We start from the raw sequence: 25,498 nt of genomic DNA, 5'->3' as shown, positions 1-25,498 counted from the left end.
CCGGGTGTCCCCGTCGGGTTCCTCCGCGACCACGCCCGCGTCGCGCCTTAGGCTGGATGACACCCGACCCAGGAGTCATCGTGCCCCTCACATCCGTCGCCGACCGTCTGCGCGAGTCCATGTGGCGTTCCGCCAATGACAAACGACTCAAACGCCTCCGACGGGTCGTGGAGGCCATGCCGGAGGATCCACCCGAGGTCCCTGCCCGGCTCGATGTGACCGGCGACGCCGAGCTGGCGGGTTTCCTGGCGCTCGCAGGCGAGGTGGCGGGGCGGGAGGTGGGTCTCGCTCCCTTCCCCAACCAGTACCTGGCCACCGCCGCCCTGCTGCGGGGGTTCTCCATCGAGCTGGCGACCGGGGAGGGCAAGACCCTCGTGGGTGCGATGGCCGCCGCCGGTTGGGCCCTGGAGGGCCGTCACGTCCACGTGCTGACCGCCAACGACTACCTCGCGGCCCGCGACGCCGACTGGATGGGTCCGCTGTACCGCGGCCTCGGACTGACCTGCGCGGCCGTGCAGGCCGACCAGGACCTGCCCGCCCGGCAGGTCGCCTACGCCGCCGACATCACCTACTCCTCGGTTGCCGAGGCCGGTTTCGACCTGCTCCGCGACCGCCTCGCCGCCCGGCCCGGGGAGCGCACCGGGGCCCGCCGCGAGGTGGTGCTCGTCGACGAGGCCGACGCGGTCCTGCTCGACGAGGCCCGCGTGCCCCTGGTGCTCGCCGCCGACGCCGAACCGCACCGCGACGAACACGCCCTGGTGCTCGCTTCCTACGTGCGGGGCCTCGAAGCGGGCCGCGACTATGTCGTCGCGCCCGATCGCCGCACCGTCCACCTCACCGACGACGGGTTGCGCCGCGTCGAGGACGACCACCCCGACCGCGACCTGTTCGGCACCGACTCCGAGTTCCTCGTCTCGCTGAACCTCGCCCTCCACGCCCACGCCGCCCTGGAACGCGACGTCGACTACCTCGTCGCCGACGACCGTGTCTGGCTCGTCAGCGGGTCGCGGGGAAGAGTGGACCGGCTGCAACGCTGGCCCGACGGGCTGCAGCTCGCCGTTGAGGCAAAGGAAGCCCTCGAGACCGCCCCCGGACTCCAGGTCCTCGACCAGCTCGTCATCGCGGAACTGGTCGGTGGCTACGACAAACTCGTCGGCATGAGCGCGACCATGCGGTCCGCTGAGGAGGAACTCGAATCCCTGTACGGGCTGCAGGTTGCGGTGATCCCGTCGCACCTGCCGTGCCGCCGCACCGACCACCCCACCCGGCTCTACGCCACCTCCGAGCATCGTGACGCGGCCCTGGCGGACCTCGTCCGGGAATCCGGGGAGCGGGGACGACCCGTGCTGGTCGCGACCCAGAGCGTGAGGGAATCGGAGCGGATCGCGGACCTGCTGCGCGGCCTCGGCGTCGACTGCGTGCTGCTGAACGCCCGCAACGCCACCGAGGAGGCCGCGATCATCTCGCGGGCCGGGGAGGCGGGCCGGGTCACGGTGTCGACGCAGATGGCCGGGCGCGGCACCGACGTGGTGCCCTCACCCGAGGCCGTCGACGCGGGCGGTTTGCTGGTGGTCGGGGTGGGGCGTTTCCCCAGCGCCCGGCTCGACGATCAGCTCCGTGGTCGCGCCGGACGGCAGGGCGATCCGGGGGAGTCGGTGTTCCTCGCCAGCCTCGAGGACCGCCTCGTCACCGACAACGACCCCGACCATCCCGACCCCGCGGTCGTGGATGGCGACGGTGAGGTCGAGCAGTGCCGCGCGAACCGTCGCGTCCTGGGGGTCGTGGATCATGCGCAGCGGATCAGCGACGGCGAGCAGCGCAACCTGAGGTGGCTGTCGTGGCGCTACGGCGAACTATTGCACCGCCAACGTGCCCACCTCGTCGAGGTGCGCGAAACCTGTCTCGAGGGGCCCGAGGCCCTCGACCGGCTCGCCGACCACGCGCCCGAGGAGGTCGCGGAACTGGGCGAGCGGGTTGGGGAGGACAAACTCGAGGAAGGGGCGCGACTGGCGCTGGTCGCGGCCATCGATGCCGCCTGGAGCGCGCATCTTGGGCACGCAGCCGAGCTGCGCGAGGGCATCCATCTGCGGGTGCTGGCCCGCGAGGATCCGCTGACCGAGTTCGAGAAGGAGATGGGTGCCGCCTATCAGGGACTCGCCGAGAGCATCCTCGACGACGCCGTCGCCACCCTCCTGGAGGCCCCGGTCGTCGACGGGCGGCTGGACCTGGAATCGCTGGGCACCCGCATCCCCAGCGCCACCTGGGCCTACACCGTCACCGACAACGAACTGGGCGACGACTTCACCCGGATGGGACGTGCCCTGCGCCGTCGTCTCGCGGGCGGTCGTTGACAGTAGTTGTGACGGGTGTCGTGTCGCACGGCCCTGTGACGGCTTCAGCGAGAGCCTCCCCACTAGGGTGGGGACGTACAGTCGTCTAACAAGGAGAGACCGTGAAGGGCATCGTCGTTTTCTCCGGATCCGCCCATCATGCGCTGGCTGATGAGATCTGCGACCATCTGGAGGTTCCCCGGAGCCATGTGAAGATCTCCCGGTTCAGCAACGACTGCCTTCAGGCCCAGTTGCTCGCCAACTGCCGGCAGCGCGACGTCTACATCGTGCAGCCTCTCGTGCCTCCCACCCAGGAGCATCTGATGGAGCTGCTGCTGATGGTCAACGCGGCCCGTGGCGCGTCGGCGACGCAGATCACGGCGGTGATCCCGCACTACGCCTACGCCCGTTCCGACAAGAAGGACGCATCCCGCATCTCCCTGGGCGGCCGTCTCGTCGCCGACCTGCTGGTCACCGCCGGCGTCGACCGGGTGCTGACGATGAACCTTCACGCGCCGCAGGTGCACGGATTCTTCTCCGTTCCGGTGGATCATCTCACGGCGCTCGGTGTCATCGCCGACCACTACCGTGGACGCGACCTCAGCAACCACGTCGTCGTGTCCCCGGACCTGGGCAACGCCAAACAGGCGACGCTGCTGGCGCGTCTACTCGGGCTGCCGGTGGCAGCCGGCAACAAACAACGCCTCGCCGACGACAAGGTGGTGATCTCGTCGGTGGTCGGTGACGTCGCGGGCAAGAAGGCCATCGTCCTCGACGATGAGATCGCCACGGGCGGATCGATCGTCGAGATCGTCTCCCGGCTGGCCGATTTCGGCTGCGTCGAGGCCTCCATCGCCTGCACCCACGGCCTGTTCTCAGGCTCGGCGGTGGAGCGTCTCACCTCCGCCACCCACATCTCGGAGGTGGTCTCCACCAACACCGTCCCCGCCCCCGAGAACTTCCCGGGCCTGAAGGTGCTGAGCGTCGCCTCGCTGTTCGCGGAAGCCATCGCCCGCATCCACAGCGGCAACTCGGTCTCGACACTGTTCAACGGGGTCGATCCCGCCTACGCCCAGCCCCAGGAACCCGAGGGCCTGTTCTGAACCACCCGGCCAGGGCTCCTCAGGTCGCATGGAATTTGGTTGAGCCTGACCGCAAGCCCACTGGGTGAGTAGTCCGGGTTGAAAACACCCCACACGTATCCCGGGGCTTGGGGCAGGGTCACGTCCGCGTAGCGGGGAAAGGATTGTGTTGAGTGCACTATGTGCGGATCAGCCTTCTCCGTTTCTTGGGCTTTCTTTCCGGTCTCCACTCAGCTTGCGGAAATATCCACCCCAAGCGAAGATGAAAACCACGACGCCGGCAATCCACCATGCGGAAGCGCCGGTCAGGCGGATCGTGATGGCGAGTACCAACGCGAAAGCGTATCCGCCATATTCCAGGGCCTTGGCAGATTTCTTCATTTTTCTTCTTCTCCGATGAGATCAATGACGTCAGAGAATTCAATTCCTTCTGGAATCTGGTGACTCACGAGGAGTCGAGTTCTGGGGTCGATTTGCAGCATCCGAGCGATCTGCCGGGTGGTTTCATAATCGAGATGAGTGAACGGCTCGTCTAGGATCACAAACTCGCGCGATGTGGCCAGGTGTGCCGCGATCCAGAGTTTTTGGCGCATTCCTCCCGAATAATTTCCGACCTGCTTCCTCTCAAGATCGCCCCCACCTAGCCCCCATTCCAGGGCGAAGGCCACGGCCTTCTCTAGGTAGCTGGGAGTCTCGTTGGAGAGGAGCTGGAGCAGGCGAAGGTTCTCCAGGCCACTGAGCGCTGGGAAGAACTCAGGTTCTTGGGAAGCGTAGGCGACCAGCAGACGCAAATCCTCCTGGTTGATCTCCTCGTCGCGCCACAGGCAGCGGCGAGAATCGGCCTTGAGTACACCCGTTAAGATGTCACAGAGCGTCGTCTTCCCTGCCCCGTTCTTTCCTCTCAGCAGCACCAAAGACCCTTCGAGGAAATCGAGATCAAGATTATCAAACAAGGGGGATTCATCGTAACCGAATGTCAACCCTTCCAGCAATAGAAGCACACTTGTTTCCATCACTCAACCAGCCTTCACGTATGAGATCGTAGATTCGATAACAGCGCCGAGAAGATAAAGTCCCAGAGCGCAGCAGCCAAGGACAATTATCCCCTTGGCGCCGAAGGGAATTATGCCTCCGGAAACGATTCTTCTCTTGATGATCCTGAGGGCGCGCCAACTTTCGAATCCCAGAACACCACATAGTGCCGTCGCGGCGAGTTCCGGTAAGGCATGAGGCAAGACCCCGGTGACGATGGGGGCCCAGCCGCTCTGCATATAAACCCCACTTACCGCTGCTCCAAATATCACTTGATTGTATGCAATCAAAATGAGCGAACCGACCCCGAGGGAAATCAGGCCAAGGAGGATGATCAGACAACCAACCCGAAGATTGTTGCTCAGGACCGTCCACATCGAAAGTCTATTGTGAGCGGCAACGCGCGGGGAATTGCCGCCGAAATGGAGCCCGCATAGAAAACCGATCACGGCAGCAATTGACACCAGAACCAGATTTCCAATCCTATAGAATGCAAGATTCATTTAGTTCACCCCGCCTGATCTGTGAGAGGCAATGAAAACGCCAACCGGGAGTGCGACCAAGACTCCGGCAAGGAATATCCACCAGGTCGCACCTTCGAGAAAGCCGAGCACAGGAAAAAGAACGAGAGTAAAAACTATTGCCGTCTGCACCAAGAAAATAGGCATCATGCGAATGGAGCGGAGGGCTCGATATCCGGACAGGCTGACGAGATCCTCAAAACTCATCCTCGGGGACAGGGCATCCGCCTTCCGAAGAAGCACCTCGATGGCGTCGATTGGCGATGCCATGCAGAGTCTGGGCATAGGGAAAGCCAAGATGGAAGTGAATATTAATCCTCCAATCAAGGTGGCGATACTCATTCCGATATCAAGAGAATTACCGGAGAGCAAAATTGCTAGCAATATATATCCACCCGACAGAAGGAAAACCGGGAAAATTCCCAAGTGCCGCAAGAGTTTTTCAGACGACCTGTAATACTTCATCCTCATGGAGGAATCTGTTTGCCTGAAGACTCGCAAGGTTTTGATCGCCGAGCCGAACTCGAAGACGGCTGGGTAGTGAGCAGCGAATCCCCGATGCACCGCCATGGTCAATATATAAATCTGTATTGCAATGAGCGAAAGAATCGCTGCCGGATTGCTCAATGTGGGGATCACCGAGAGGGTAAAGCCGACTAATAACCAGAACTCCATTGGAACAAGCACATTGAGCTCACTGTGTCCGTAACGCGGCGAGAGGCCTCGCAGCTGAGCCGCGGTCACATGCTCGAAGGAGGTTATTCTTATCGACCTGAGTGCAATATCGACATAGTGGCTTCGAAAGCCGCTAGGGGTCATGATTCCCATGCGGGAAGACCGCACGAGAAGTACCGTAATTACGAGAATGACCAGAATGATCGATCCCGAGAAAAAGAACCCCGTGCTGCTATAGATGTCATTCACCGCGCTGAGCATCGAGCCATATAGAAGACCCATCGCTTCTCCCTCAAAGACCTCTCCCCTACCTTCTGCAACTGCTGTCTTGAGTTCTAAGATGAGGGTAAATATGCTGGAGAAAATTAATGCCGAAACCGCGGTGATGGCGACTCCGGTCAAGGCATACGAAACCATTCCAGATATGCTATTCACCCTCATTCTGAAGAAAGAATGGGCGATGAATACGGTGTATGAAGCCAGCGCGACTACGGCTAGAAGCAGAGCAGTACGCCATCCCCCTGAAAGAATCGCGACTTCGCTCCAGAAAATCATTGTCCCGAGATTCCTAAAAGCTGAGAACCAAAAGATATTGTCAATCAGAAATATCCCAGTTTTTTCTCGCTCCCTCATGAGGGTGTGCAAGTATTCCGATTTATAACGTCTTAGTTGAACATCGATATCGTCAAATAATGGCGATAGAGTCGTGAGTGCAATAACCGTCGAAGCCAAAAAAACCAGGAAACCCTTGTCTATGTACCGCCCGACGATCGCGAGTGAAATGCCACTGACGACGGCCTGTAAAACCCAGCGCATGATGATAAGGGCGGGATACCACCTGCATACGTTGATTTTTACGAAAGACGACCATAGCTGCGATGTGGACAGGTCAGCATTCTTGTTCAGGAGAAAGAAAATCTTGATATTTCTCATCAATGCTCAGCACTTTCTGGTCACGACCTCAGGCCTGTGGCTGACGAGAAATTCTGCCTGCCACAGGCCCGTGAATCTCAGTAAGCCAGGGCTGCACGCGTACCGTACTTCTTCGCGAGGCCCTTCACCATCATGAAGAAGGTGGTCCAACCAACCGATGCAATACCGGCCCACCTCAAAGTAATCAGGGTGGCGATCGCCGATGCGATAAAGAGTGCACTTCCAGCATTCATGACGATGGTGAAGATCTGGTTCGCAGCCTCGTTGCCGACGCCGAGAGCCTCAGCGATGAACAGTTCCATAGCATCCTCCTTTGGACTGATCAGGTTATGGACTCTGTTCCCATGCTGGAAGTGTATGTACGAAAAGCGTGCTTACGCTAGAGTTCTCTCGGGTTTCTTTCGAAAGAGTTGACGTTAGTACCCAGCTTCTCGACAGCAGCACCCATCTTTAGCTAACTATCCATTGACATAGATTCTTGTGGCTCGTCACGCCGCAGCAATTGTTGACAGTCTGTTCACGACCGTCACTCCGCCAGTGGATAGGGTAGGTGCATGCGATGCGCGACCGCAGCGCGATGTGCTGCGTCTGCCTTGCAGGTGAGACCACCAACCAGCATGATCTTCGCAACGACAGTGATCGGGAGACTGATTCACGAGGTACGGGCTAGGTGTACTCGGCTATCAGGGTGGTGACAGCCGGCTGATAGAGGAGTGGTCTCCTCCCGCATCCGCCCACCGGTCTTCGAGGCCATCTGGCTGGGACACCCTCTGGCGAACGGATTGCACATGGCACGTCTCGAGGATGATGCCGACGTCTCCGGCGCCGTCGTTCGCGAGCGCCGCTGATCCCGGCTGAACCCCATGTCTGCCGGGATCATGTCCTGGACCCCATGAATCGACGTCGGGGCACCGATCATCTGACCGGTGCCTCGCGTCGACTCGTGCTGGAACCTGCGCGAGAGTGGAGCTGCTGTGGGCTGGGTGTCTACAGCAGGGACTGGACCCGCACCGTGACCCGAGGCGCGTCCCGGTCCCCGGCGCCGGAGGAGCCGGAGCCCTCCCGATCATCGAAGGCGTCGCCTGTCTCTCCCGCCTGCGACAGGGAACGGATGATGGTCTCCTGGACGTCGCGCACGATGTCCTTGACGGGCCTGGAGCCGTCAATGCCGATCTCGATGACGGCCCTGCGCGAGCCCGCCTCGACGACCACGCCGAATCGGGCCTGCTGAGGATCCCGTTGGCGGATGTAGTTGCTGATCGTCCTCAACGTGCTGCCGATCCCCGGCTCGATTCCTCGTACACCGGGGACAGCAGTGACCAGGTGGGCCAGTTCGGCTGCTGAGAGGCTAGTCGTCATCGTGAAGATCCTGGATGTGGACGTTGACGGTCGGGGACACTCCTAGGTTCTCACGGCAGGCTGCTCGAACGGCGTCACGGACCAGCTGGGCGAGCTGCGGCAGGCTTTCCACGCTGATGTGGGCGGAGATCCGACAGGTGATGGTCTCTGGAACCCCCAACCCGCGGTGATCCACGCTTGAGGGGGCGTGCTCGAAAGAGGACCGCAGGGCATGCGCGCCGGGCACACGGTCCACGGTGCGTCGGATGAGTGCCCGCAGCGAGAACTCAGACATGCTGTAGGGCCCCAGATCGGTCGCGGGCATCTCCACCTGGGCGCCGTGACGGGTCTCGGCGAGGATGGCCTCCATCAGGTGGCGCTTGGGCATGACTGAGGTGCTCGCCTGAGATTCCAGCTGGTCCCACTCCTCGTGCAGGGAGGCGATCAGACGCTGGTATTTCCGTGTTTCCGCGTCGTCTTGCTCATGAGACCGGGCGGATGGCCTGGCCGACGCCGTCGAGCGTCGGACGCTATGTGAGAGCTGATTGAAGGTGCTCATGCCCACTCCTTCATCTGGCGCATGACGAGAGAACGGGCGCGCGCCAGCCTCCCGCGGACGGTGGACTCGGTCAGGTTCAGAGCCTGGGCGATCTCCTCGTAGGACATGTCGTCAACCTCTCGGAGCACCCAGACGATGCGCAACTCGGGTTTCACGGAGGCCAACAGGTCGGCCAGCGCTTTGATCTGGGCGTTGACCTCGCTGGACTCAGCCGGGTCTGTGGTGCTGTGTGACGTCGTCTCCGCCATGGCGCTCGCAGTCTCCAGGCCCTCGGAGTCGTAGGGGTCGGTGGCCCGACGTTGGCGCTTGCGTGTCATGCTGGCGGTCTTGTTGGTGCAGATCCGCATGAGCCAGCCTCGAAAGGCGGCGGGCTCCCTGACCAGGTGAAGACTGCGCCAGGCCTGGATGAGGGTCTCCTGGACGATGTCTTCACTGTCGTGACGGTTGCGCACGATCATGTAGGCGGTGCGGAACAGGCGCCCCTGATAACGCTCGACGAGCTGCTCGAAGGCGTTGATATCACCGTCCTGGGCGCGCAGGACCAGGCGGCGGTCCTTGTCGTGGGATGCGGCGGACGAGGCGCTCGGTTGTGCGGCGTGGTGTGGACGCGGACGAGGCGCCGACACTGCCTCGTCCTGCGTCTCATGTGTCATCGCCGTTCCCCGTGATCGCGGGCGAGTGCTGTCCTGTGACGGTCTGCGAGACGCTGCGTTTGCTCGAGGACCGCTCCAGTCGCACCAGGACGTCGACCTGCCTGGGGCTGGCGCCCAGCGACGTGGTCACGTCGTCCGCGAGCCGGCGCCTGAGCGCGGCTACGGCCCATTCGGCCTCGCAGTCCTGGGAGACGGTGGCGTCAGCCTGGACCCACAGGCTGGTCGGGGAACCGGTGACCCACACGGCGCATTGCTCCACCCCGGGGACGTCCTCAGCCCGCTCGGACAGGGCCTGAGACAGGACGTCGGGGGCGATGGTGGCCAGCAGGACGCCCTCGGAGTCGCTGAACCTCAGTGGCGAGGTGACCGCCTTGCGGGGGACCTGCATGGCGAGCAGGACCAGCCCGGCGATGACGGCGAGCACGGACACCAGCGCGGTCGTCAGCAGGAGCCAGTGCGCCTGGGGCGCGATGAGGCTGCCCACTCGGTCCTGCGCAGTGGCCAGGTACGGGGCGGCGTCGGGCCAGAATCGACCGGCATCAAGGCCGGAGGCCAGCAGCCAGGATGCCGCTGCCACGATGAGAAGGCCGCAGCCGGCCAGGACTGTCCTGTTGAGGACACCAGAAACTGAACGCATGGTCGAATCTCCTTCAGCTCGTGTGCTTGATTCGCACGCGGCTGCGTGTGATGCCCGCGGGCTGGAGCGTCTGCAGGGCCTCGTCGGTTTTCTTGCGGGCGGCTTCAAGCACCGGGCCGAGGTCGTCCAAGACACTGAGGACGACGACGTCGACCCGGGAGCGACGGGTGGTGACGGCGGCGGAGTGGACTCCGCCGATCTGCTCGACCTGGGTCCTCACCAGGGCGGCCAGGTCGCGGCGCCGCACCGCGGTCTGGCCGGGGATGGCGTCGGGGAGGATCTCGATGCGCTCGGGCAGGCCCGGCCACAGGGCCGCGAGGACCATGGTCAGGCCGCATACGGCGGCGATCCCGGCGGCGGTGAGCATCGCGGCGGAGCCGAGGGCGGTGGATCCGATGGAGTCAAGCGTGGTGACGGCGTGGTCCGGCCAGGTGCCGGTCACGATCCGGTGCCCCGTCAGCCAGGCTCCCAGGCCTCCGACCGCGAGCAGCAGCAGTGCCAGGACGACACTGGGGGCGCTGCGGGACGGGCGACGAATGAGGTTCGGAACGGGTGTTCTCATTTCAGGCTCTTCCCTACGTGGCTGCTCGGATTGAGCCAGGAGATCTTGATGGTGATCTTGCCGACGCTCAACCCGGTGAGGTACTCGACCCGACTGCGCACGTGGGCGCGCAGATCTTCGATGGTGGAGGACAGTGGCGTGGGAAAAACCAGGCCGAGGTCCAGGTGGAGGACGGCGACCTGCCCGTAGAGCTCGCACTGGGCCTCGGGTCGGGAGGCGAAGTTGCGGCGGGCACCGATTCCCAAGATTCCGCCGGCGTTGGAGCCGACATTGCCGGTCTCATAGGCGGCCTTAGCCGCGATCTGAGCGACGACTCGGGCCGGAATGGTGGTGGTGCCGCGCTGCTCCCAGGAGGAATCCTCGTCCTGGGAAGGTCCCGGCTGCGTGAGTGCAGGCTGGGTCGCGGTCGCCATCGTCACTTCTTTCGCCGATCCAGGATGCTGTGGACATCGACCCGGCCCTCCAGGTAGAGGCCTACCGCCCATCCGGCCAGGCCGCATAGGGCCACCAGAACAAAATTGGCGAAAGAGCCGAAGGCGAGAACGGTTCCAAGGAACAGGCCCACCAGGAGGGCCAGGTGCGTTGTCTTCATGAGAACTCCTCAGATCAAGGCGTTGGGACGGGTCACTTGAGGTCGGCGGCCTCGGAGTTGTCGGAGTCGTCGTCAGGCAGGTGGACGTCGGTGACGTTGATGTTGACCTCCACGACTTCCAGGCCGGTGGTCATCTCAAGCTGCTCGATGATGTTGCGGCGGATGGCGTTGGAGACCTCGACGATGGAGACGCCGTACTCGACCACCACGGTGACCTCGATGGCGGCCTGGGTCTCGCCCTTCTGGACGCCGATGCCGCCGGCGACGTTGGTCTGGACGTTGGGGATGCGGTCGGTCAACGCGCTGAAGGCGCGGCGCACGGCGTTGCCCATGTCGTAGACACCGGGCACCTCACGAGCGGCCATGCCGGCGATCTTGGCGACGACGTTCTCGTCGATGGTGGTCACGCCGTGCGAGGTCTGGAGGGGGCCGCGGGGGGTCTTGTCCTCCTCGACCTTCTCGTTGCGCTCGCGCTGCTGGCCGGTCTGGGGCGTGGCGTTGTTGCTCATGGGAGCCTCTTTCGTAGATCCGTGAAATGGATGGTGACGGGATGTGATGGAGCGCGGTTCAGCAACTGGCCCGTCATGGCGCCTCGGTGGCTGCCGTGGTCGACTCGTATGACCGACCTGACTGACTGGTGTTGCTGCCCGTCATGATTGCCGCGCTGAAAGAAAGACGCCACCAACCGGGAAATCCTCACGACCTCAGTTCGTGGCGTGTGTCACACACGAATGAAAGAGGCTCCGTGGAGGCGGTGAGTGCCTCCACGGAACCTACTTCAAGGCGCTGAAGGTTATTTGCGACCGGTGACGCTCAGGTAGATGGAGATCGCGATGACGGCGGCAGCGAGGGACAGGGCCCACCTGATCCAGTCAATCCCGTCGGTGTGGGCGACACCGAAGAAGCTGGCGACCACGCTTCCGACAAGTGCGCCCACGGCGCCCAGCACGACGGTCCACAGTATTGAGATGTTCTGGCTGCCCCGCATGATGAGCCGGGCGAGGGCACCGAGAATGGCGCCGGCGATGATCATTCCGATGAATGACAGCATGGTTTCTTCCTCCGAAAAGGTCCGATGGGGTGGAGATGTTCTCCAACCAGACGTGCAAACGGTCTGGCACTGGCAGCGGTGTCAGTCAGTCCTCAGACTGACAGACTCCTCTGTACAGTAGACGCCACTGAAACGTGGATCGTCACGAAATCTTTTGTGCGCCGTCGGCGGTGAGTTCTGGCGCGGTGACTGTGCGCACCTGGCTGCCCGGCCCAGATCCTCGACCGGGTGTGGGACTACGACGTGGTGACTGTGCGCACCTGGATGCACGGCTCAGCCAGCGGGGTCGGTTGTCAGTGATGCCTGCTGGCGCGGATTCTCTGCACCACTTCCCGCCAGGTCGGCACGATCACCCCGTGGGGACGCATCATGGTGCGCAGCCGATGGCGGGTGCTGAAGATACCGATCAGACCGACGGCGAAGAACGGGAACTGCAATGCCATGGCCTGGTTGAGTTGTTCGGCGGTGTAGTCGCCGGCGGGATTGACCCAGCCCAGGAAGGCACTGATGGCCAGCAGACTCACGGTGGCGCCCGTGAAGGAACCGGTGATGACCAGGCCGTTGGCAGCGCCGAGGCGGTGCGGGGGCAGCAGGGTGCGGGGATAGTCGAATCCGATGCCGGTGCCCGGGCCGCCTGCGGACATCGCGACCACCAGGAAGATCAGCAACCACCACGGAGCCTGTCCCGGCCACAGCAGCGCCGCCGCCCACCCGAGCATGTTGCCCCCGATGACGGTGAGCGCCAGGTTGCTGCGACGCAGCGGGTGACGTGAGGTCAGCCAGCCCAGCAGCGGCGAGAAAACGATGGAACCGTAGACGGTGAGACTGAACAGGAAGGCGGCCTCGGCCTCCGAGCGTCCCTCTGCCTGCTGCAGCCAGGGGATGCCCCAGATCATCGCGAACACGTTGATGCTGAAACCGCTGGTGAAGTGCACCCAGAACCCGAGCCGGGTCGCGGGATGCCGCCAGGCATCGGCGATGCCGCGCGGCAGGTCGGAGAGTTTCTCCTCCCGCGGGGCGGGGCGGGTCCGACCGGGGGGCACGTCGCGAACCCAGAACGCGCTCATGACCCCAGCCACGACGGATGCGAGGGCCGCGCCCAGGAAAGCCCACATCCAGCCCTGGGCGTTGAACAGGGGAAGCAGGAAGGTCGCGGAGGCCACCTGCCCCAGCTGCCCCAGCAACCCGGCGAGCTGCGTCAGGACCGGCACCCGCGACGGCGCGAACCACTCGGGGATGAGCCGCAGCACCGACCCGTACATGCAGGCGTCGCCGATCCCCAGCAGGATGCGGGCGGCGAAGGCCAGGGGAAGGGAATCGGCGAAGGCCATGATCACCTGTGCGGCGACCATCATTCCGGAACCCGTGACCATCACCACCCGCGACCCGTAGCGATCCACCAGCACCCCGGCGGGCAGCTGCGCCAGCGCGTAGGTCGCGAGCTGGACCATCACGAAGGTGGAGATGATGCCGATGCTGGTGCCGAAGTGGTTCGCGGTCTGGATCCCGAGGACCCCGAGGCTGGTGCGCTGCATGATTGCGGCGCAGTACGCGAGGATGCCGACGCCCCACACGATCCAGGCCAGCCGCCCGGTCCTTGCCACCTCGTGCTCCTTTCCCATCAAGCCCGCGGAAAGTGTAGAGGCTCTGGGCGGTGCAGTCGGGTACGACTCGGCGCTCCTTCGTCGCGTTCCGGCTCACCTGGCCGTGGGGAGCGGCTTTTCAGGAGGCGCTGAGGATCTCGGTGACGAAGACCAGGGTCGCCCCGCCCTTGATGCCGGCCTGCGGGACGCCGTGGTCGCCGTAGCCGAGTTCGGCTGGGATGGACAGCAGGACCCGGGAACCGACGCGTTGACCCACGAGACCGTCGTCCCAGCCTCGGATGACCTCACCGACGCCGACGCGGAAGTTCAACGGTTGGCCCCGGTCGTAGGAGTTGTCGAAGACCGATCCGTTCCAGGACTGTCCGAGGTAGTGGGCCGAGATGGTGTCGCCTGCCTTGACCTCCGGACCGGTTCCGGCGTCGAGCAGCTGCACGTGAAGGTCGTCGGGGGCATCGGGTCCGGGGAAGGTGAGGGTCGGTTTGGATCCCTTGGGGCCCTGCACGGAGGGCATGGTGGTCTTGCTCATGCTCCAGAGCCTAGCGACACCCGGAGTCCGGCGGTCACTCGCCGCTGAGCGCCTTCACCCAGTCGGGTGTGGAAGGCTCAGGGGTGGGGATCTGCTCCGGGGTCACGTCGCAGGTGGCCTTGGTGCCGGGCGCGGGGCCGAACTCGCGGCCCGCGAAGATGGTGGTCTTGACCCACTCGTAGTAGTCATTGAACTGGCCGGTGTCGTAGGGGTTGTCCTTGGCGCAGCGGGCCACGTAGTAGCCGACGACCTCGGGGAGGGTCTCCAGGTTGTTCCTGCCGGCGTAGGAGCTGAAGACGCCCTGCTTGGCGGCGAGGTGCTGGAACTCGCTCCAGTACTTGGGGTTGGAGTCGCGGTCGGCGTTGAAGATGTGGGTGAACTCGTGGATGACGATGCGCGACAGGCGCCCGATGTCACCGAGATCGACGGCTTCCTTCCACTTGGTGAAGTCGAAACTCAAATAACCGGGTTTGGTGTACGACCAGTCACCCCAGGCGAATCCGGTGATGTGGGTGGCGTTGATGCCAATGGTTCCAGACACCTTTGCCTTGATGTTGGGCAGGAAGTCGGTGCAGGAGACGGAGTCGAGGGCCTGCCACACGACGCTGATCTGGGTGCGGTTCGCGTCGGTCCATCCGTCACCGGCCAGGGTCACCCCGAAGTTCTGGGACAGCTGGTTGCTGATCTCTGAGATGGGCGCGTTGTCGCCCGGCCAGGGGTGGGTGACGGGGCAAGGGGCGTGGATTCCGACCACTGACGGTCCGACTGTGGGCTTCTCGCCTTCGGCCGTTGCGGATGCTGCTAGAACAATTCCTGCGATGGCCACCGCGGCTGCGGTGAGCCAGATCACAAGCTTGCGCATCGGCATCTCCTGTCTGGGTATGAACGTGGAAAGGTTCTCTCAGGATTCTTAGGAAGTCAAGTCCAAGGGAGAGTCGGGATGAGTGCCAGCCCGTGAATGCGGGCGTTTCGGAGGAGGAACCTGCCCGGCGAGCTGCGTTCTTGACTTTTGTCCAGAATAGCTCTGGTTGTTGTGTCGAAATAGATAAAGCCGTCGCAGAGCGGATCGTCCCGGGAATGAACGTGATGCCGGCGCTGTCCCCACCGGTGGACTAGTCTGCGGGCATGTCACTGTTCGAACTCCACCGCACCGACCAGCCCACGCCCGAGGCCGAGCGCGCCGCCATCGTGGCGGATCCGGTGTTCGGGAAGTTCTATGCCGACCACATGGCCGTTGCCGACTACACCGAGGGCCTCGGGTGGCACGACGCCCGCATCATCCCGACAGGCCAGTGGCAGCTGCACCCCGCCGCCGCGGTCTTCCACTACGGGCAGGAGATCTTCGAGGGGCTGAAGGCCTACCGCCATGCCGACTCCTCGGTGTGGCTGTTTCGTCCCGAGAAGAACGCGCGGCGTTTCATCTCCTCCGCTGAACGCCTCGAGATGGCACCCCTGCCGGAGGACCTGTTCCTCGCCGCCCTCGACGAGCTGGTCGCTCTGGAACAGGCGTGGGTGCCGCAACCCGACGGGGAGCGCAGCTTGTACCTGCGTCCCTTCGAGATCGCCGACGAACCCTATCTCGGGGTGCGTGAGGCCAAGAACTACCGCTACGGCCTGCTCGCTTCGCCCGTTGGCGCCTACTATCCGGCCCCCGTGAAGCTGTGGGTCACCCCCAACTACACGCGGGCCGCGCCCGGCGGCACCGGCACCGCGAAGTGCGGTGGAAACTACGCCGCCAGCCTCGCCGCCGCCAACGAGGCCGCCGCTCACGGCTGCGGACAGGTGCTCTACCTCGACGGCGCCGAACACCGCTGGCTGGAGGAGTGCGGAACCATGAACTTCATGATGGTCACCGCCGACGACCAGCTCGTCACCCCCACGCTCGGATCGATCCTGGACGGCGTCACCCGCGACTCGCTGCTCACCTTGGCCTCCGAACACGGCCTCACCCCCGTCGAGCGGCCCATCTCCATCGACGAGCTGCGCGACGGCATCGCCTCGGGCCGGGTGACCGAAACCTTCGCTTGCGGCACGGCTGCCGTCATCACCCCGATCGTGGGCTTCGACTCTCCCGAACACGGTGCGCAGGTCGTCGGTGACGGGGAGCCTGGCCCGCGCACCCGCGAGCTGCGCGCTCACCTCTTGGACATCCAGTTCGGTCGCGCCGAGGATCGGCACGGCTGGCTGCACCGCGTGGTCTGAGGTTCAGCGGTGTTTCGGGCCGTCATCGGCACCCTCGGATACGTCGTCCGCGACGGTCGGGTGCTGCTGGTGCACCGCCAGCGCGCCGGCGACGACCACCGCGGCAAATGGAACGGCCTTGGCGGCAAGCTGGAACCCGGTGAGGACGCCGTCATCTGTCTGAGGCGAGAACTTCGCGAGGAGGCCGGAATCGATGCGACCTCCCTGCGGCTGCGCGGCAGCATCGCCTGGCCGGGATTCGGTTCGGACGGCAGTGACTGGTTCGGGCTGGTCTTTCTCGTCGACGACTTCGTCGGCGAGCCCCCGGAGCGCAACGACGACGGCCCGCTGCGTTGGGTTCCCCTCGCTGAACTCGGTGACCTGCCGATGTGGGAGGGCGACCGCCACTTCCTGCCTCTGGTTTTTGACGACGGACCTCAGTTTCATGCGGTCATTCCCTACCGCGACGGTCAGGTGGTCCCCGAGGGGATCGCGGTCACCCGCGTCTGAGGGTCGACCTGCACAGGTCGGGGACAGCTCCCTCCTCCAAGGCCCGGACCGGCGTCTCAGTTTGCTCTCAGATACTCCTCAGATAATGAATCGAGAAGTGAGCGATGTCGTACTTTTGGACGGCGTGGCGGCTTGCAGGGGGCGAGGTGACGTGGTCCGACTGCTCTCTCTGATCCCGTCGCGACGATCCAACAGGATTTCCTAAAAGTCCTAGTCAGAACGCATTTAACGCTTTCCGGAGAGGTCCTGGGCGGGGTTGGCGGCGGTGAACGAAACGGGCGTGTGGGGCGGCGGAGACCCACTCCGGACCCGTTTCTTTCCTGACGGAAGGCTGAGAATCTTTAGGAAAACCCGGTCTGCGGTGTTACGCTCGCAGCGGCGACGCCATGTTCGGCACTGTGATGAGAGCCAGCACCCCGCAGGAAGGAAGTGAACACGTGATTCCGGTCAGATCCAGGCCCACCGAGGGGCCGAGTCGACGTGCGATTCTGCGTTCCGCCTCGATGCTGGGGGTGGCTGGCGGGTTCGTGACCGGTGCCGCCACCGCGGCTCGGGCAACAGATTTCGCCGATGACTTCCAGCAGGCTGTTCGCTACGCGCCGGGCCGCAATCTCAGATCCGGCGAGGCGACCAGGATCAGCGGAATCGTCATCCACTGGTGGGGGGAGCCTCGTGGCCAGTCCCACCAGGGCGTGGTGAACTACCTGGCTGGTGAGAACGCCCGCTGGTCCTCCGCTCATTACGTGGTGAGCGGGGAGCGTGTCACCCAGCTCGTCGGGCTGGAGGACACCGCATTCCATGCGGGTGTCTACGACATCAACGCCCAGAGCATCGGCATCGAGTGCCGCCCCGAGATGGATGACGCCACCGTGAACAGGGTGTGCGACCTGGTGCAGAAGCTCAACGGCAGTCTCGGACCCCTGTGGTTGGAACCGCATCAGGCGTTCTCCTCCACGGGGTGCCCGGGTACCTACATGAGCAAGATCCCGGAGTTGAAGGTTCTGGCTGCGGGATCCTCGGAAATTCCATCGCCGCCCGACGTGATCAATGAGAACAACGGACTCTTGGACGCGGACGGCTACTGGGGTTCCGCCACCACCAGCAAGCTCCAAGAGGTGCTTGGCACACCCGTCGATGGTGTGGTGTCGCGGCAGTACACCGGGTGGAAGACTGCCAATCCGGCCCTGGTCAGCGGATGGGAGTGGGTCTCTGAAGCCGCCGCTACGGGATCGACCGTCATTCGAGCGATCCAGCAGGTGGTGGGCTCCGAGGTCGATGGCCTGATCGGTCCGGACACGATCCGCGCCATTCAACGGCACTTCGGTGTCACAGAGGATGGATGTTTCCCGGAGGGGGCGCCCGGCATCGTCGAGATGCAGAAGGCCCTCAATGCCGGAAAGTTGTGAGAGGCATGTGCATGAGTGACTGAGTGCAGCGCCTCGGAACAGACGAGGTCGGTACTGGGGACCCTGGTTTCCGACTTCGCTTGGGTCGCCTGATCGACTGCCGCGGCGCGTGGGATCCACAGGGGAACGGACCTGCGACCGACCGCGACCGCAGAGTTCCATCGGCTCCGTCGCCTCAGGGGGTGCCGGGGAGACAACGGGGAAAGCCTCCGGGGTCACCGGGAGCCGGGTGGTGACACCGGAACTGGAGAATTGGAACTAGCGACGACCAGCACGATCAGGCGACCCAGGTCTTTTGTGTGCCACATCGGGGTGGCCCGTGGGGGACGTGTCCTCGACGGGTGACATCCTGTGATGAGGGCCGCAGAGCCCGTAGTCCCTGAGACTGCTGATGCGCCGCCTGCGTGATGGCGGGTGGCCAGGTCTCATGTCTCGCTCCCCAGTCGATCTGCGTGCGCTATGAGGGCGACGGTGTGTGTCGCGTCTCGTGTGATCTGCCGTTGACGTCCGCTCGGGTCGGGAGACCGGGCGCTTCGGGGAGTGGGCTGGAACTGCGAGCGGATCGGTGTCCGGTCAGGTCGGAGCGGGGCGTTCGAAGCGTTCGTGAAGCTGGTGCCGACGGGGCACTGGAGGGGTTCGGATTGACCACGGTTTATTTTCATTTGCAAAGTCTTATGGGCGGGCGTGTCCGCCTTTCGGTCGGCATGGTGACGACTCATCCGGATCGTGGTCGGGGCCGTTCATGTGCCGGCCTGAATCCTTGATCTGACCGAGCCTGGGGGTAAAATCCCTAGTCAGAGCGCATTTTGATCGCCTGTGCGAGCCCGGTGGGCAGCTGTCTCGGCGGTATCGATGCCTCCGTCGTTCTTCTTCAACCTTTCGTGCGGAACAAACTGTCTGATGGGAAAGCTGGGAGGAAGCTGAGATTTCATCAGGGAAGTGACCCTCTCGGTGTTAGGCTCGCAGAGCGTCGTGAGGTTTTCGATGCATGCAAGGTTTTGATCTTCTGGCGGAGGGGCCCATTCGTCACGGATCGCTATTACTGAATGAACAAGGTCAACGAACAAGGAATGGATCTATGACGATTATGCAACCGCGGATGTCTCGTAGGAGCATCCTTTCAACCCTCGCAGTCGGTGTCCCCGCAATGGGAGTTCTGGGAGCCATCAACCTTGTTGGTGCAAACTCTGCTGCGGCCGCTTATTCCGGATCGGATTTCCTTCAGACGGCTGCCAGCAAGAATGGCTGCCCCTACATTTGGGGTGATGCCGGACCCTCGAGTTTTGACTGCTCCGGACTGGTTCTGTGGTCGCTCACCCAGCTCGGAATCTCCTTCCCGCGTACCTCCGGCGAGCAGTACAACTCCTGCGACCCGATCGACCTCGGTCAGGGCCTGGCGACTCCGGGCGCCATCCTGTGGTTCCCCGGCCACATCGGCATCTCCTGCGGTGATGGGGCAACCTCCTTCGAGGCGCAGAGCGAAGAGGTCGGGGTCGGCTACTTCACTGGCACGGGATGGACCGCAGCCGGTTTGGTTCCAGGTCTTGACTACAGCGGAGCGCCGGGCACCGGCGGTGGCGGCGGTGGCGGCGGCACGACCCCTGACGGGGCGCTGAATGTTGACGGCTACTGGGGCAGCGCCACCACCAGCAAGCTCCAAGAGGTGCTCGGGGTCTCCGTCGACGGTACGGTCGCCAGCCAGGCCCAGTCCTGGAAGGCCAAGAACCCCGGTCTGGCCAGCGGCTGGCAGTGGGTTCCCGACGGCTCCGCCACGGGCTCTGAGGTGATCCGCGCGGTCCAGCAGAAATTGGGCGCCCAGGCCGATGGTCTGATTGGCCCGAACACGATCAAGGCTATTCAGAAGCATTTCGGAACCACCCAGGATGGGTGCTTCTCGGATCAGTCCTCCTGCGTCATGGCGCTGCAGAAGGCGCTCAACAACGGAACCTTCTGATCTCCTTGGTGCGGACCCCTTTCGTGCCGGGGTCCGCACCAGATTATCCACCATATTTTCGACATTCTGATTTCGCCGTCGGGTGAGCTTTTCATAATGACATGATGTGCCCCGATCCCGGTCGGTGAAGCTGGAAATCTTGACGGTGGAATTTCCTGGCTACCATCCAATCTCGAGGGATTTTCCAGCGTGATTCGATGTCGCCGACATCGCTGAATCCGCCGTCATTTTCTCAACCATTTCTGATTCATTTAAATCGAGCTCAGCTTGGAGCCGTTGGCGGCGGGCCGAGCTGGAAGGAACTGTTCATGCATTCAATCGATTCATATTCCACTGGTCGCGGATTGAGTCGTCGTGCGGTTCTGCGGTCCGCATCTGTCCTGGGTCTAGCGGGTTTCGGGCTCGCGGGTGCGGGGGCCTTGCCGGCCCATGCCGCTGAGTTCGCCGACAACTTCCAGCAGGCGGTCAACTACGATGCGGGCCGTACCTTCGCATCCGGGGCAGCTGCTTCAATGACGGGCATCGTCATCCACTGGTGGGGAGAACCCGCTGGTCAGACACATCAAGGTATCGTCGACTACCTGGCAGGTGACAACGCAGCCGAGGTGTCGGCCCATTACGTGGTCAGCGACGAGGGAGTCACTCAGATCGTCGATCTGGGAGACACCGCCTACCACGCCGGCGTCTACTCCATCAACGCACAGAGCATTGGCATCGAGTGCTGTCCCGATATGAGCGAGCAAACCCTGCAGCGGCTGCACACCTTGATCCAGAACCTCAGGCAACGTTTCGGTCCGCTCTGGCTTGAGCCCCACAAGGCGTTCATCTCGACGGGCTGCCCGGGAAGCTACGTGAACAAGATCCCGGAGCTGAAGGTCCTGGCGGCCGGGTCCGCCGATCAGATTCCACCGACCCCCGGCGATCCGATGCCCGTCACCCCGGATCCCGGTGCGAACGCTCCAGATGCTCCGGCCACTCCCCCCAGCTCGCTCCAGGTGGATGGATGGTGGGGCGCCTCGACCACGAAGCTCCTCCAGTCGGTCCTGGGAACCCCGATCGACGGTATGGTCTCGGGTCAGAGCAAGACCTGGCAGGCCAAGAACCCTGGCCTGGTCAGTGGCTGGCAGTGGGTCCCCGAAGGATCTGCCACGGGCTCTGAGGTGATCCGCGCGGTCCAGCAGAAAGTGGGTATCCAGCCCGACGGTCTGATCGGTCCGAACACGATCAAGGCCATTCAGAAGCATTTCGGAACCACCCAGGATGGGTGCTTCTCGGAGCAGTCGTCCTGCATCATGGCGCTGCAGAAAGCTCTCAACAACGGCACCTTCTGAGCGATGTCGCGGGGCGTGGGACCCGAAGCGGGACCCATGCCCCGCTTGTCCATGCGGGTCGCTGTCGCATCCTCGACGCGCATCGGGTCGTGACTCTTTCCCGCCGAAGAAGGCCGGTGGCGGTATCCTCTGGAACCTCCGATGTTCTCAGGTGTTGCTCAGGCTTCCCCGTGGATCAGTGTTCCGCGGTGTTAAGCTCGCGGCAGCGTCGTGAGGCTCGGCGTGGAAACAGGGCTCGATTCTCTGGGGAAAAGACCTGATCCGCCAGGGGTCGGCCGTAATCTTTGAGGTTGAGGAGTTCGCCATGACGATTGCGTGCCCACGATTATCCCGCAGGAACCTGCTTGCTGCCACCATTCTCGGGGGCCCGGTTGCTGGCTGTCTGGGGGCGGCCAGCCTGTTTGGTGTACCACCGGCCCTGGCCGCTGTGTCAGGACGGGATTTCCTTCAGGTGGTCACGAGCAAGGCTGGGTGTTCCTATGCCTCGGGTGGTTCCGGGCCGGAGACCTTTGACTGCCCCGGTTTGATCCACTGGGCGCTGTCGCAGCTCGGGATTTCGTTCCCGGCAACATCGGGTGAACAGATCAAGGCCTGCACAGTGATTGATCTCAACGAGGCCAAGAAAACCCCCGGTGCGCTCCTGTGGTTCCCCGGAGCAATCGCCGTCTCCTGCGGTGACGGGTTGACCACCTTCGAGGCTCGCGACGAGAACAGCCTCGTCGGTTATTTCACTACCGAACCGTCGGGTTCCAAGAGCTGGGCCAACGGTGGATTGATCCCGGCGCTTAGCTACGCTGCACCGCCTTCCACTGTCCTGACCGTTGATGGCTACTGGGGGCCCAGCACAACCCGGCGCCTCCAGGAGGTGCTCAAAACCACCGTGGACGGCCAGGTCTCCAGTCAGGCGGTGTCCTGGAAAGCCAAGAACCCGGGATTGACCGGGGGGTGGGAGTGGGTCCCCGATGAAAAGGCTGTGGGATCATCGGTGATCACTGCGCTCCAGCAGCGGCTGGGAATCGACGCGGACGGACTGATGGGCGCCGGCACCATTCTCGCCCTCGAGAAACACTGCGGCGTAGCCCAGGAGGGGCACTTCGGGGAGGCCTCGGCCTGCATCAAAGAATTGCAGAAGAAACTCAACAGCGGCGTTTTCTGAGTCGGCTCGCCTCGTGTGCGGGGAGCCGGCGTGCGGGAGTCAGTGGGCTCCTGGGGACCTCGATCACCATTATGAAACCGGATGCGATCGCACCGGCGACTCCAGCGCTGCTGGGCTGGGCTCAGGGAACGTTCCGGGAAAACTCAGGGGCGCGCGGCTCTGGTGTCGTCGTGGTCGCGCGACAACACTGGAGTTCGAGGTTTTATGGGAAATGGAGGAAGAAATGAGTGAAGAGCAACGCGGCCAGGAGGCCCGCGAGGTCGAAAACCCCCGGCCCGGGGATGCCGAGGCTCCCGAGGGGGAGATGATTCCCGAGCAGACCCCGCGAAGCAGAACGGACAACGAGAGGCTCGATGACGCCGCGCGCAGGTTTGTGGCAGACGCCGCCTACGCCGTCGCCGGGTTCGCCGGGCTTGTGGGAGAGAAGGCGAGGACCTTCTACGACGAGCAGCGCGCCGAGTACGCCAAGACCCACCCGGATGTCGAGTCGCCCGGTGCCAAGGAGTTCCTCGAACAGCTCGGCAGCCACCTGAACCGATTCGTCGACGAGATCAGCCGCGGTTTCCGCGACCTCAGCGACAAGGGCCGCGAGTTCATGAACACCAGGGCCGAGAGTTCCGAAGCCGAAAAGACCGGGGCCCCCGTCCCCGGGAGCCCCGAATCCGAGAACCCCGCCGCGGAACACGCGACCACCGAGCCCAATGGCGAGGAGTACGGCGAGGAATACAGGCAGCCCGGGAACGAGTAGCCATTCCTTCCGGAGCCGGGGTGGTGTTGATTCGGGTCGTTCGATCCTGGCCCCTCCGGCTCACCCAACTCGTGTGAGGGAAATCCGACTCGATCGTTCGGATGACCCGTAGGAGCTAGGATTCCCCTCATGCCTCGTCACACCATCAGCACCATGATCGGGAAGCTCGTCAAACAGGTGGCACGACTTCGGGGCAGTGGTTCGGCGCTTCCCGGGCTGGTGGTCGAGAGGCTGGATCGCGGATACCTCAGGCGCACCCTGGAACCTCTCCCCGGTGGTGTCGTGCTGGTGTCGGGCACCAACGGCAAAACCACCACCACGAAGGTGGTCACTGAACTGCTGCAGGCCGTCGGGTACAAGGTGTTCACCAACCGCACAGGATCGAACTTCTCCCGTGGCGTGATCTCCGAGTTGCTTCCGCTGGTCACCTGGCGCGGCAAGCTCGATGCCGACATCGCAGTCCTGGAACTCGACGAGGCCTGGGCCGTGCATTTCGTCCGCCAGGTCAAGCCGCGCATGAGCCTGTTCCTCAACGTGATGCGCGACCAGCTCGACCGGTTCGGTGAGATCGACACCGCCGCCGAGATGCTCGCCAAGAACGCCGAGGCCGCCACCGAGGCGGTGATCCTCAACCGCGACGACCCACGTGTCTACCGCATCCGGGAACGCACCAAGGCGGAGGCCGTCTACTTCGGCACCACCGACGAACTGTTGGCACTGATGCCCACCGACGACACCCTCAAGGGCGGCCAGGCCCGGGCCAACCACGAGGCCCACGCCGACGTGCTGCTGAAGGCTATCGACGGGCGACGCGCAACGTACGAGATCGACGGGGCCGAGCACGTCGTCGAGATGAGCCTGGGCGGCGTCTACAACCTCATCAACGCCGCCGCCGCCCTGACGCTGGTGCGGCGGATCGTCGGCGACGCGGTGCCCACGCAGAAACTCCTCGAGGCCCTCGGCAACGTGCGGCCCGCGTTCGGGCGCGGTGAGACCATCACCTACAAGGGCGTCCCGATAGAACTGGTGCTGGTGAAAAACCCCAGCGGCTTCCGGTTGTCGCTGTTGTCCTTCGCCGACGGCAAGGCGGACAACATGATCGCCATCAACGACAACTACGCCGATGGTCGCGACATCAGCTGGCTGTGGGACGTCGACTTCACCCCCCTCGACTCCGTCGCTCTGGTCACCGGCACCCGCGCCGACGGGATGGCGCTGCGCCTGGCCTACGACGACGTGCCTGTCGGGGAGATCGAGGCTGACCTGCAGCGCGCCCTCGACCGTTTCGCCGTCCTCAACCCGGGCAAACCGAAACGCATCTACACCACCTACACCGCCATGACCGCCCTGCGGAAGCTGATGTCCGGGCTGGCCCTCGGTCAGGACCAGGAGGCAGTGGCATGATCTGCATCGTCCAGCTCTACCCGCGCGACATGAACCTCTACGGCGACTGGGGCAACGCGCGCGTGCTCCAGAAACGCCTCGAATGGCGCGGAATCGACGCCGAGATCGTCGACCACAACCCCGGCGACGGCACCGACCTCGGATCCGGGGACATCTTCCTCGGTGGCGGCGGCCAGGACGCCGGGCAGGACAAGATCCAAGAAGACCTCCAACGCCACATCGACGAGCTGGGTCGTCTCGTCGAGGACGGTGTGCCGATGCTGCTGATCTGCGGCATGTACCAGCTGCTGGGCCGCACCTTCGTCACCGGCGAGGGAAAGATCATCACGGGGGCGGGTATCCTGCCGCTCGACACCCGCGCCGGAACCGACCGGCTGATCGGCAACGTCACCCTGGAGTCCCCGGAGTTCGGGGAAGTCGTCGGATACGAGAACCATTCCGGTCGCACCTACATCGACGACGGCCACGAGCCCCTCGGAAAGGTGCTGCGGGGCGCGGGTAACAACGGCGAGGACCAGCAGGAGGGGCTGCGGTACCGCAACGTGATCGGCACCTACCTGCACGGTCCGATCCTGCCCGCCAACCCGAGGGTCGCGGACTTCTTGATCTCCAAGGCCCTCGAACGCCGCGGCATGCCGGGTGACCTGGCGTCGCTGCCCATCGACGAGGTCGCCGCGAAGGCCCACCACACCGCCAGGAACCGTCCGCGCTGA

General features: G+C 63.7%; 29 protein-coding genes. 12 read left to right on the top strand and 17 right to left on the bottom strand.

What is annotated here, in order from left to right; all coding sequences use genetic code 11:
• The first annotated feature begins 80 nt into the window (after positions 1–80).
• Together secA2 and V7R84_RS14905 are read left to right on the top strand one after the other, a co-directional pair.
• Positions 81–2,351: an accessory Sec system translocase SecA2 gene (gene secA2 / locus V7R84_RS14910; protein WP_338570501.1), complete on the top strand. Its 2,271-nt coding sequence runs from the start codon at positions 81–83 to the stop codon at positions 2,349–2,351.
• 101 nt (positions 2,352–2,452) lie between these two features.
• The gene (locus tag V7R84_RS14905; RefSeq protein ID WP_338570498.1) at positions 2,453–3,433 is read left to right on the top strand and encodes a ribose-phosphate pyrophosphokinase; all 981 of its coding nucleotides are present in this window, start codon (positions 2,453–2,455) and stop codon (positions 3,431–3,433) included.
• A gap of 168 nt (positions 3,434–3,601) precedes the next feature.
• Here the strand turns inward: V7R84_RS14905 and V7R84_RS14900 are convergent, their stop codons facing one another.
• The 5 genes from V7R84_RS14900 to V7R84_RS14880 form a co-directional block, all read right to left on the bottom strand.
• The gene (locus V7R84_RS14900; RefSeq protein WP_338570496.1) at positions 3,602–3,793 is read right to left on the bottom strand and encodes a hypothetical protein; all 192 of its coding nucleotides are present in this window, start codon (positions 3,791–3,793) and stop codon (positions 3,602–3,604) included.
• Positions 3,790–4,425, bottom strand: a complete 636-nt coding sequence (locus V7R84_RS14895) for an ATP-binding cassette domain-containing protein (RefSeq protein WP_338573926.1) — start codon at positions 4,423–4,425, stop codon at positions 3,790–3,792. Before V7R84_RS14895 ends, V7R84_RS14900 begins: the two co-directional genes overlap by 4 nt.
• A gap of 3 nt (positions 4,426–4,428) precedes the next feature.
• Complete coding sequence (locus tag V7R84_RS14890) at positions 4,429–4,947, bottom strand: stage II sporulation protein M (RefSeq protein WP_338570495.1); 519 nt, start codon at positions 4,945–4,947, stop codon at positions 4,429–4,431.
• Positions 4,948–6,573, bottom strand: a complete 1,626-nt coding sequence (locus V7R84_RS14885) for a hypothetical protein (protein ID WP_338570494.1) — start codon at positions 6,571–6,573, stop codon at positions 4,948–4,950.
• Positions 6,574–6,650: 77 nt separating this feature from the next.
• The gene (locus tag V7R84_RS14880) at positions 6,651–6,875 is read right to left on the bottom strand and encodes a circular bacteriocin, circularin A/uberolysin family (RefSeq protein WP_338570492.1); all 225 of its coding nucleotides are present in this window, start codon (positions 6,873–6,875) and stop codon (positions 6,651–6,653) included.
• A gap of 411 nt (positions 6,876–7,286) precedes the next feature.
• Between V7R84_RS14880 and V7R84_RS14875 the strand changes: the two genes are divergently transcribed.
• Positions 7,287–7,421, top strand: coding sequence for a hypothetical protein (locus V7R84_RS14875; protein ID WP_338570490.1), 135 nt, complete (start codon positions 7,287–7,289; stop codon positions 7,419–7,421).
• A 139-nt stretch (positions 7,422–7,560) separates the two neighbouring features.
• Here V7R84_RS14875 and V7R84_RS14870 read toward each other — a convergent pair whose 3' ends face one another.
• The 12 genes from V7R84_RS14870 to V7R84_RS14815 form a co-directional block, all read right to left on the bottom strand.
• Positions 7,561–7,932, bottom strand: coding sequence for a transcriptional regulator (locus V7R84_RS14870; RefSeq protein ID WP_338570488.1), 372 nt, complete (start codon positions 7,930–7,932; stop codon positions 7,561–7,563).
• A complete protein-coding gene (locus V7R84_RS14865) occupies positions 7,922–8,470 on the bottom strand; it encodes an Asp23/Gls24 family envelope stress response protein (protein WP_338570485.1) in 549 nt (182 codons plus the stop codon). The genes V7R84_RS14870 and V7R84_RS14865 overlap by 11 nt, the downstream gene beginning before the upstream one ends.
• Positions 8,467–9,123: an RNA polymerase sigma factor gene (locus V7R84_RS14860; RefSeq protein ID WP_338570482.1), complete on the bottom strand. Its 657-nt coding sequence runs from the start codon at positions 9,121–9,123 to the stop codon at positions 8,467–8,469. The genes V7R84_RS14865 and V7R84_RS14860 overlap by 4 nt, the downstream gene beginning before the upstream one ends.
• Entirely contained in the window at positions 9,113–9,760 is a 648-nt protein-coding gene (locus V7R84_RS14855; RefSeq protein WP_338570480.1) for a hypothetical protein, read from the bottom strand. Before V7R84_RS14855 ends, V7R84_RS14860 begins: the two co-directional genes overlap by 11 nt.
• A 13-nt stretch (positions 9,761–9,773) precedes the next feature.
• On the bottom strand, positions 9,774–10,322 hold the full coding sequence (locus V7R84_RS14850) for a DUF6286 domain-containing protein (protein WP_338570477.1): 549 nt from the start codon (positions 10,320–10,322) through the stop codon (positions 9,774–9,776).
• Entirely contained in the window at positions 10,319–10,735 is a 417-nt protein-coding gene (locus V7R84_RS14845; RefSeq protein ID WP_338570475.1) for a hypothetical protein, read from the bottom strand. The genes V7R84_RS14850 and V7R84_RS14845 overlap by 4 nt, the downstream gene beginning before the upstream one ends.
• A 2-nt stretch (positions 10,736–10,737) precedes the next feature.
• Positions 10,738–10,914, bottom strand: coding sequence for a hypothetical protein (locus V7R84_RS14840; RefSeq protein ID WP_338570474.1), 177 nt, complete (start codon positions 10,912–10,914; stop codon positions 10,738–10,740).
• 32 nt (positions 10,915–10,946) lie between these two features.
• On the bottom strand, positions 10,947–11,423 hold the full coding sequence (locus tag V7R84_RS14835; protein WP_338570472.1) for an Asp23/Gls24 family envelope stress response protein: 477 nt from the start codon (positions 11,421–11,423) through the stop codon (positions 10,947–10,949).
• A 284-nt stretch (positions 11,424–11,707) separates the two neighbouring features.
• Positions 11,708–11,965 carry a GlsB/YeaQ/YmgE family stress response membrane protein gene (locus tag V7R84_RS14830; protein WP_338570471.1) on the bottom strand — a complete coding sequence of 86 codons (258 nt, stop codon included), beginning with the start codon at positions 11,963–11,965 and terminating at the stop codon, positions 11,708–11,710.
• 293 nt (positions 11,966–12,258) lie between these two features.
• Positions 12,259–13,569, bottom strand: coding sequence for an MFS transporter (locus V7R84_RS14825; RefSeq protein WP_338570468.1), 1,311 nt, complete (start codon positions 13,567–13,569; stop codon positions 12,259–12,261).
• A gap of 118 nt (positions 13,570–13,687) precedes the next feature.
• Complete coding sequence (locus V7R84_RS14820; RefSeq protein WP_338570465.1) at positions 13,688–14,095, bottom strand: FKBP-type peptidyl-prolyl cis-trans isomerase; 408 nt, start codon at positions 14,093–14,095, stop codon at positions 13,688–13,690.
• A 34-nt stretch (positions 14,096–14,129) separates the two neighbouring features.
• Positions 14,130–14,957 (bottom strand): hypothetical protein, encoded by an 828-nt coding sequence (locus V7R84_RS14815; protein WP_338570463.1) that lies wholly within the window; start codon positions 14,955–14,957, stop codon positions 14,130–14,132.
• A 263-nt stretch (positions 14,958–15,220) separates the two neighbouring features.
• Between V7R84_RS14815 and V7R84_RS14810 the strand changes: the two genes are divergently transcribed.
• The 9 genes from V7R84_RS14810 (at position 15,221) to V7R84_RS14770 (ending at position 25,498) form a co-directional block, all read left to right on the top strand.
• Positions 15,221–16,297: a branched-chain amino acid aminotransferase gene (locus V7R84_RS14810; protein ID WP_338570460.1), complete on the top strand. Its 1,077-nt coding sequence runs from the start codon at positions 15,221–15,223 to the stop codon at positions 16,295–16,297.
• A 9-nt stretch (positions 16,298–16,306) separates the two neighbouring features.
• Complete coding sequence (locus tag V7R84_RS14805) at positions 16,307–16,786, top strand: 8-oxo-dGTP diphosphatase (protein WP_338570458.1); 480 nt, start codon at positions 16,307–16,309, stop codon at positions 16,784–16,786.
• 437 nt (positions 16,787–17,223) lie between these two features.
• Positions 17,224–18,192, top strand: a complete 969-nt coding sequence (locus tag V7R84_RS14800) for an N-acetylmuramoyl-L-alanine amidase (RefSeq protein WP_338570457.1) — start codon at positions 17,224–17,226, stop codon at positions 18,190–18,192.
• Between the two features lie 1,078 nt (positions 18,193–19,270).
• A complete protein-coding gene (locus V7R84_RS14795) occupies positions 19,271–20,146 on the top strand; it encodes a C40 family peptidase (protein WP_338570455.1) in 876 nt (291 codons plus the stop codon).
• Positions 20,147–20,454: 308 nt separating this feature from the next.
• The gene (locus V7R84_RS14790; protein WP_338570452.1) at positions 20,455–21,477 is read left to right on the top strand and encodes a peptidoglycan recognition family protein; all 1,023 of its coding nucleotides are present in this window, start codon (positions 20,455–20,457) and stop codon (positions 21,475–21,477) included.
• Between the two features lie 304 nt (positions 21,478–21,781).
• A complete protein-coding gene (locus V7R84_RS14785; protein ID WP_338570449.1) occupies positions 21,782–22,633 on the top strand; it encodes a C40 family peptidase in 852 nt (283 codons plus the stop codon).
• A gap of 223 nt (positions 22,634–22,856) precedes the next feature.
• Positions 22,857–23,381 (top strand): hypothetical protein, encoded by a 525-nt coding sequence (locus V7R84_RS14780; protein WP_338570447.1) that lies wholly within the window; start codon positions 22,857–22,859, stop codon positions 23,379–23,381.
• Between the two features lie 129 nt (positions 23,382–23,510).
• On the top strand, positions 23,511–24,785 hold the full coding sequence (locus V7R84_RS14775; protein WP_338570444.1) for a MurT ligase domain-containing protein: 1,275 nt from the start codon (positions 23,511–23,513) through the stop codon (positions 24,783–24,785).
• Positions 24,782–25,498, top strand: coding sequence for a glutamine amidotransferase (locus tag V7R84_RS14770; RefSeq protein ID WP_338570441.1), 717 nt, complete (start codon positions 24,782–24,784; stop codon positions 25,496–25,498). Before V7R84_RS14775 ends, V7R84_RS14770 begins: the two co-directional genes overlap by 4 nt.

The sequence above is a fragment of the Arachnia propionica genome (genome assembly GCF_037055325.1).
Classification (GTDB): Bacteria; Actinomycetota; Actinomycetes; order Propionibacteriales; family Propionibacteriaceae; genus Arachnia.
This window is presented reverse-complemented; position numbering and strand designations above follow the sequence as displayed.

Coding starts and splice junctions, on each gene's coding strand:
- V7R84_RS14850 (WP_338570477.1), bottom strand. CDS start 10,322: ATGAGAACACCCGTTCCGAACCTCATTCGTCGCCCGTCCCGCAGCGCC.
- V7R84_RS14815 (WP_338570463.1), bottom strand. CDS start 14,957: ATGCGCAAGCTTGTGATCTGGCTCACCGCAGCCGCGGTGGCCATCGCA.
- V7R84_RS14795 (WP_338570455.1), top strand. CDS start 19,271: ATGACGATTATGCAACCGCGGATGTCTCGTAGGAGCATCCTTTCAACC.
- V7R84_RS14790 (WP_338570452.1), top strand. CDS start 20,455: ATGCATTCAATCGATTCATATTCCACTGGTCGCGGATTGAGTCGTCGT.
- V7R84_RS14880 (WP_338570492.1), bottom strand. CDS start 6,875: ATGGAACTGTTCATCGCTGAGGCTCTCGGCGTCGGCAACGAGGCTGCG.
- V7R84_RS14820 (WP_338570465.1), bottom strand. CDS start 14,095: ATGAGCAAGACCACCATGCCCTCCGTGCAGGGCCCCAAGGGATCCAAA.
- V7R84_RS14780 (WP_338570447.1), top strand. CDS start 22,857: ATGAGTGAAGAGCAACGCGGCCAGGAGGCCCGCGAGGTCGAAAACCCC.
- V7R84_RS14830 (WP_338570471.1), bottom strand. CDS start 11,965: ATGCTGTCATTCATCGGAATGATCATCGCCGGCGCCATTCTCGGTGCC.
- V7R84_RS14840 (WP_338570474.1), bottom strand. CDS start 10,914: ATGAAGACAACGCACCTGGCCCTCCTGGTGGGCCTGTTCCTTGGAACC.
- V7R84_RS14860 (WP_338570482.1), bottom strand. CDS start 9,123: ATGACACATGAGACGCAGGACGAGGCAGTGTCGGCGCCTCGTCCGCGT.
- V7R84_RS14775 (WP_338570444.1), top strand. CDS start 23,511: ATGCCTCGTCACACCATCAGCACCATGATCGGGAAGCTCGTCAAACAG.
- V7R84_RS14785 (WP_338570449.1), top strand. CDS start 21,782: ATGACGATTGCGTGCCCACGATTATCCCGCAGGAACCTGCTTGCTGCC.
- V7R84_RS14845 (WP_338570475.1), bottom strand. CDS start 10,735: ATGGCGACCGCGACCCAGCCTGCACTCACGCAGCCGGGACCTTCCCAG.
- V7R84_RS14900 (WP_338570496.1), bottom strand. CDS start 3,793: ATGAAGAAATCTGCCAAGGCCCTGGAATATGGCGGATACGCTTTCGCG.
- V7R84_RS14855 (WP_338570480.1), bottom strand. CDS start 9,760: ATGCGTTCAGTTTCTGGTGTCCTCAACAGGACAGTCCTGGCCGGCTGC.
- V7R84_RS14810 (WP_338570460.1), top strand. CDS start 15,221: ATGTCACTGTTCGAACTCCACCGCACCGACCAGCCCACGCCCGAGGCC.
- V7R84_RS14870 (WP_338570488.1), bottom strand. CDS start 7,932: ATGACGACTAGCCTCTCAGCAGCCGAACTGGCCCACCTGGTCACTGCT.
- V7R84_RS14890 (WP_338570495.1), bottom strand. CDS start 4,947: ATGAATCTTGCATTCTATAGGATTGGAAATCTGGTTCTGGTGTCAATT.
- V7R84_RS14770 (WP_338570441.1), top strand. CDS start 24,782: ATGATCTGCATCGTCCAGCTCTACCCGCGCGACATGAACCTCTACGGC.
- V7R84_RS14895 (WP_338573926.1), bottom strand. CDS start 4,425: ATGGAAACAAGTGTGCTTCTATTGCTGGAAGGGTTGACATTCGGTTAC.
- V7R84_RS14865 (WP_338570485.1), bottom strand. CDS start 8,470: ATGAGCACCTTCAATCAGCTCTCACATAGCGTCCGACGCTCGACGGCG.
- V7R84_RS14885 (WP_338570494.1), bottom strand. CDS start 6,573: ATGAGAAATATCAAGATTTTCTTTCTCCTGAACAAGAATGCTGACCTG.
- V7R84_RS14835 (WP_338570472.1), bottom strand. CDS start 11,423: ATGAGCAACAACGCCACGCCCCAGACCGGCCAGCAGCGCGAGCGCAAC.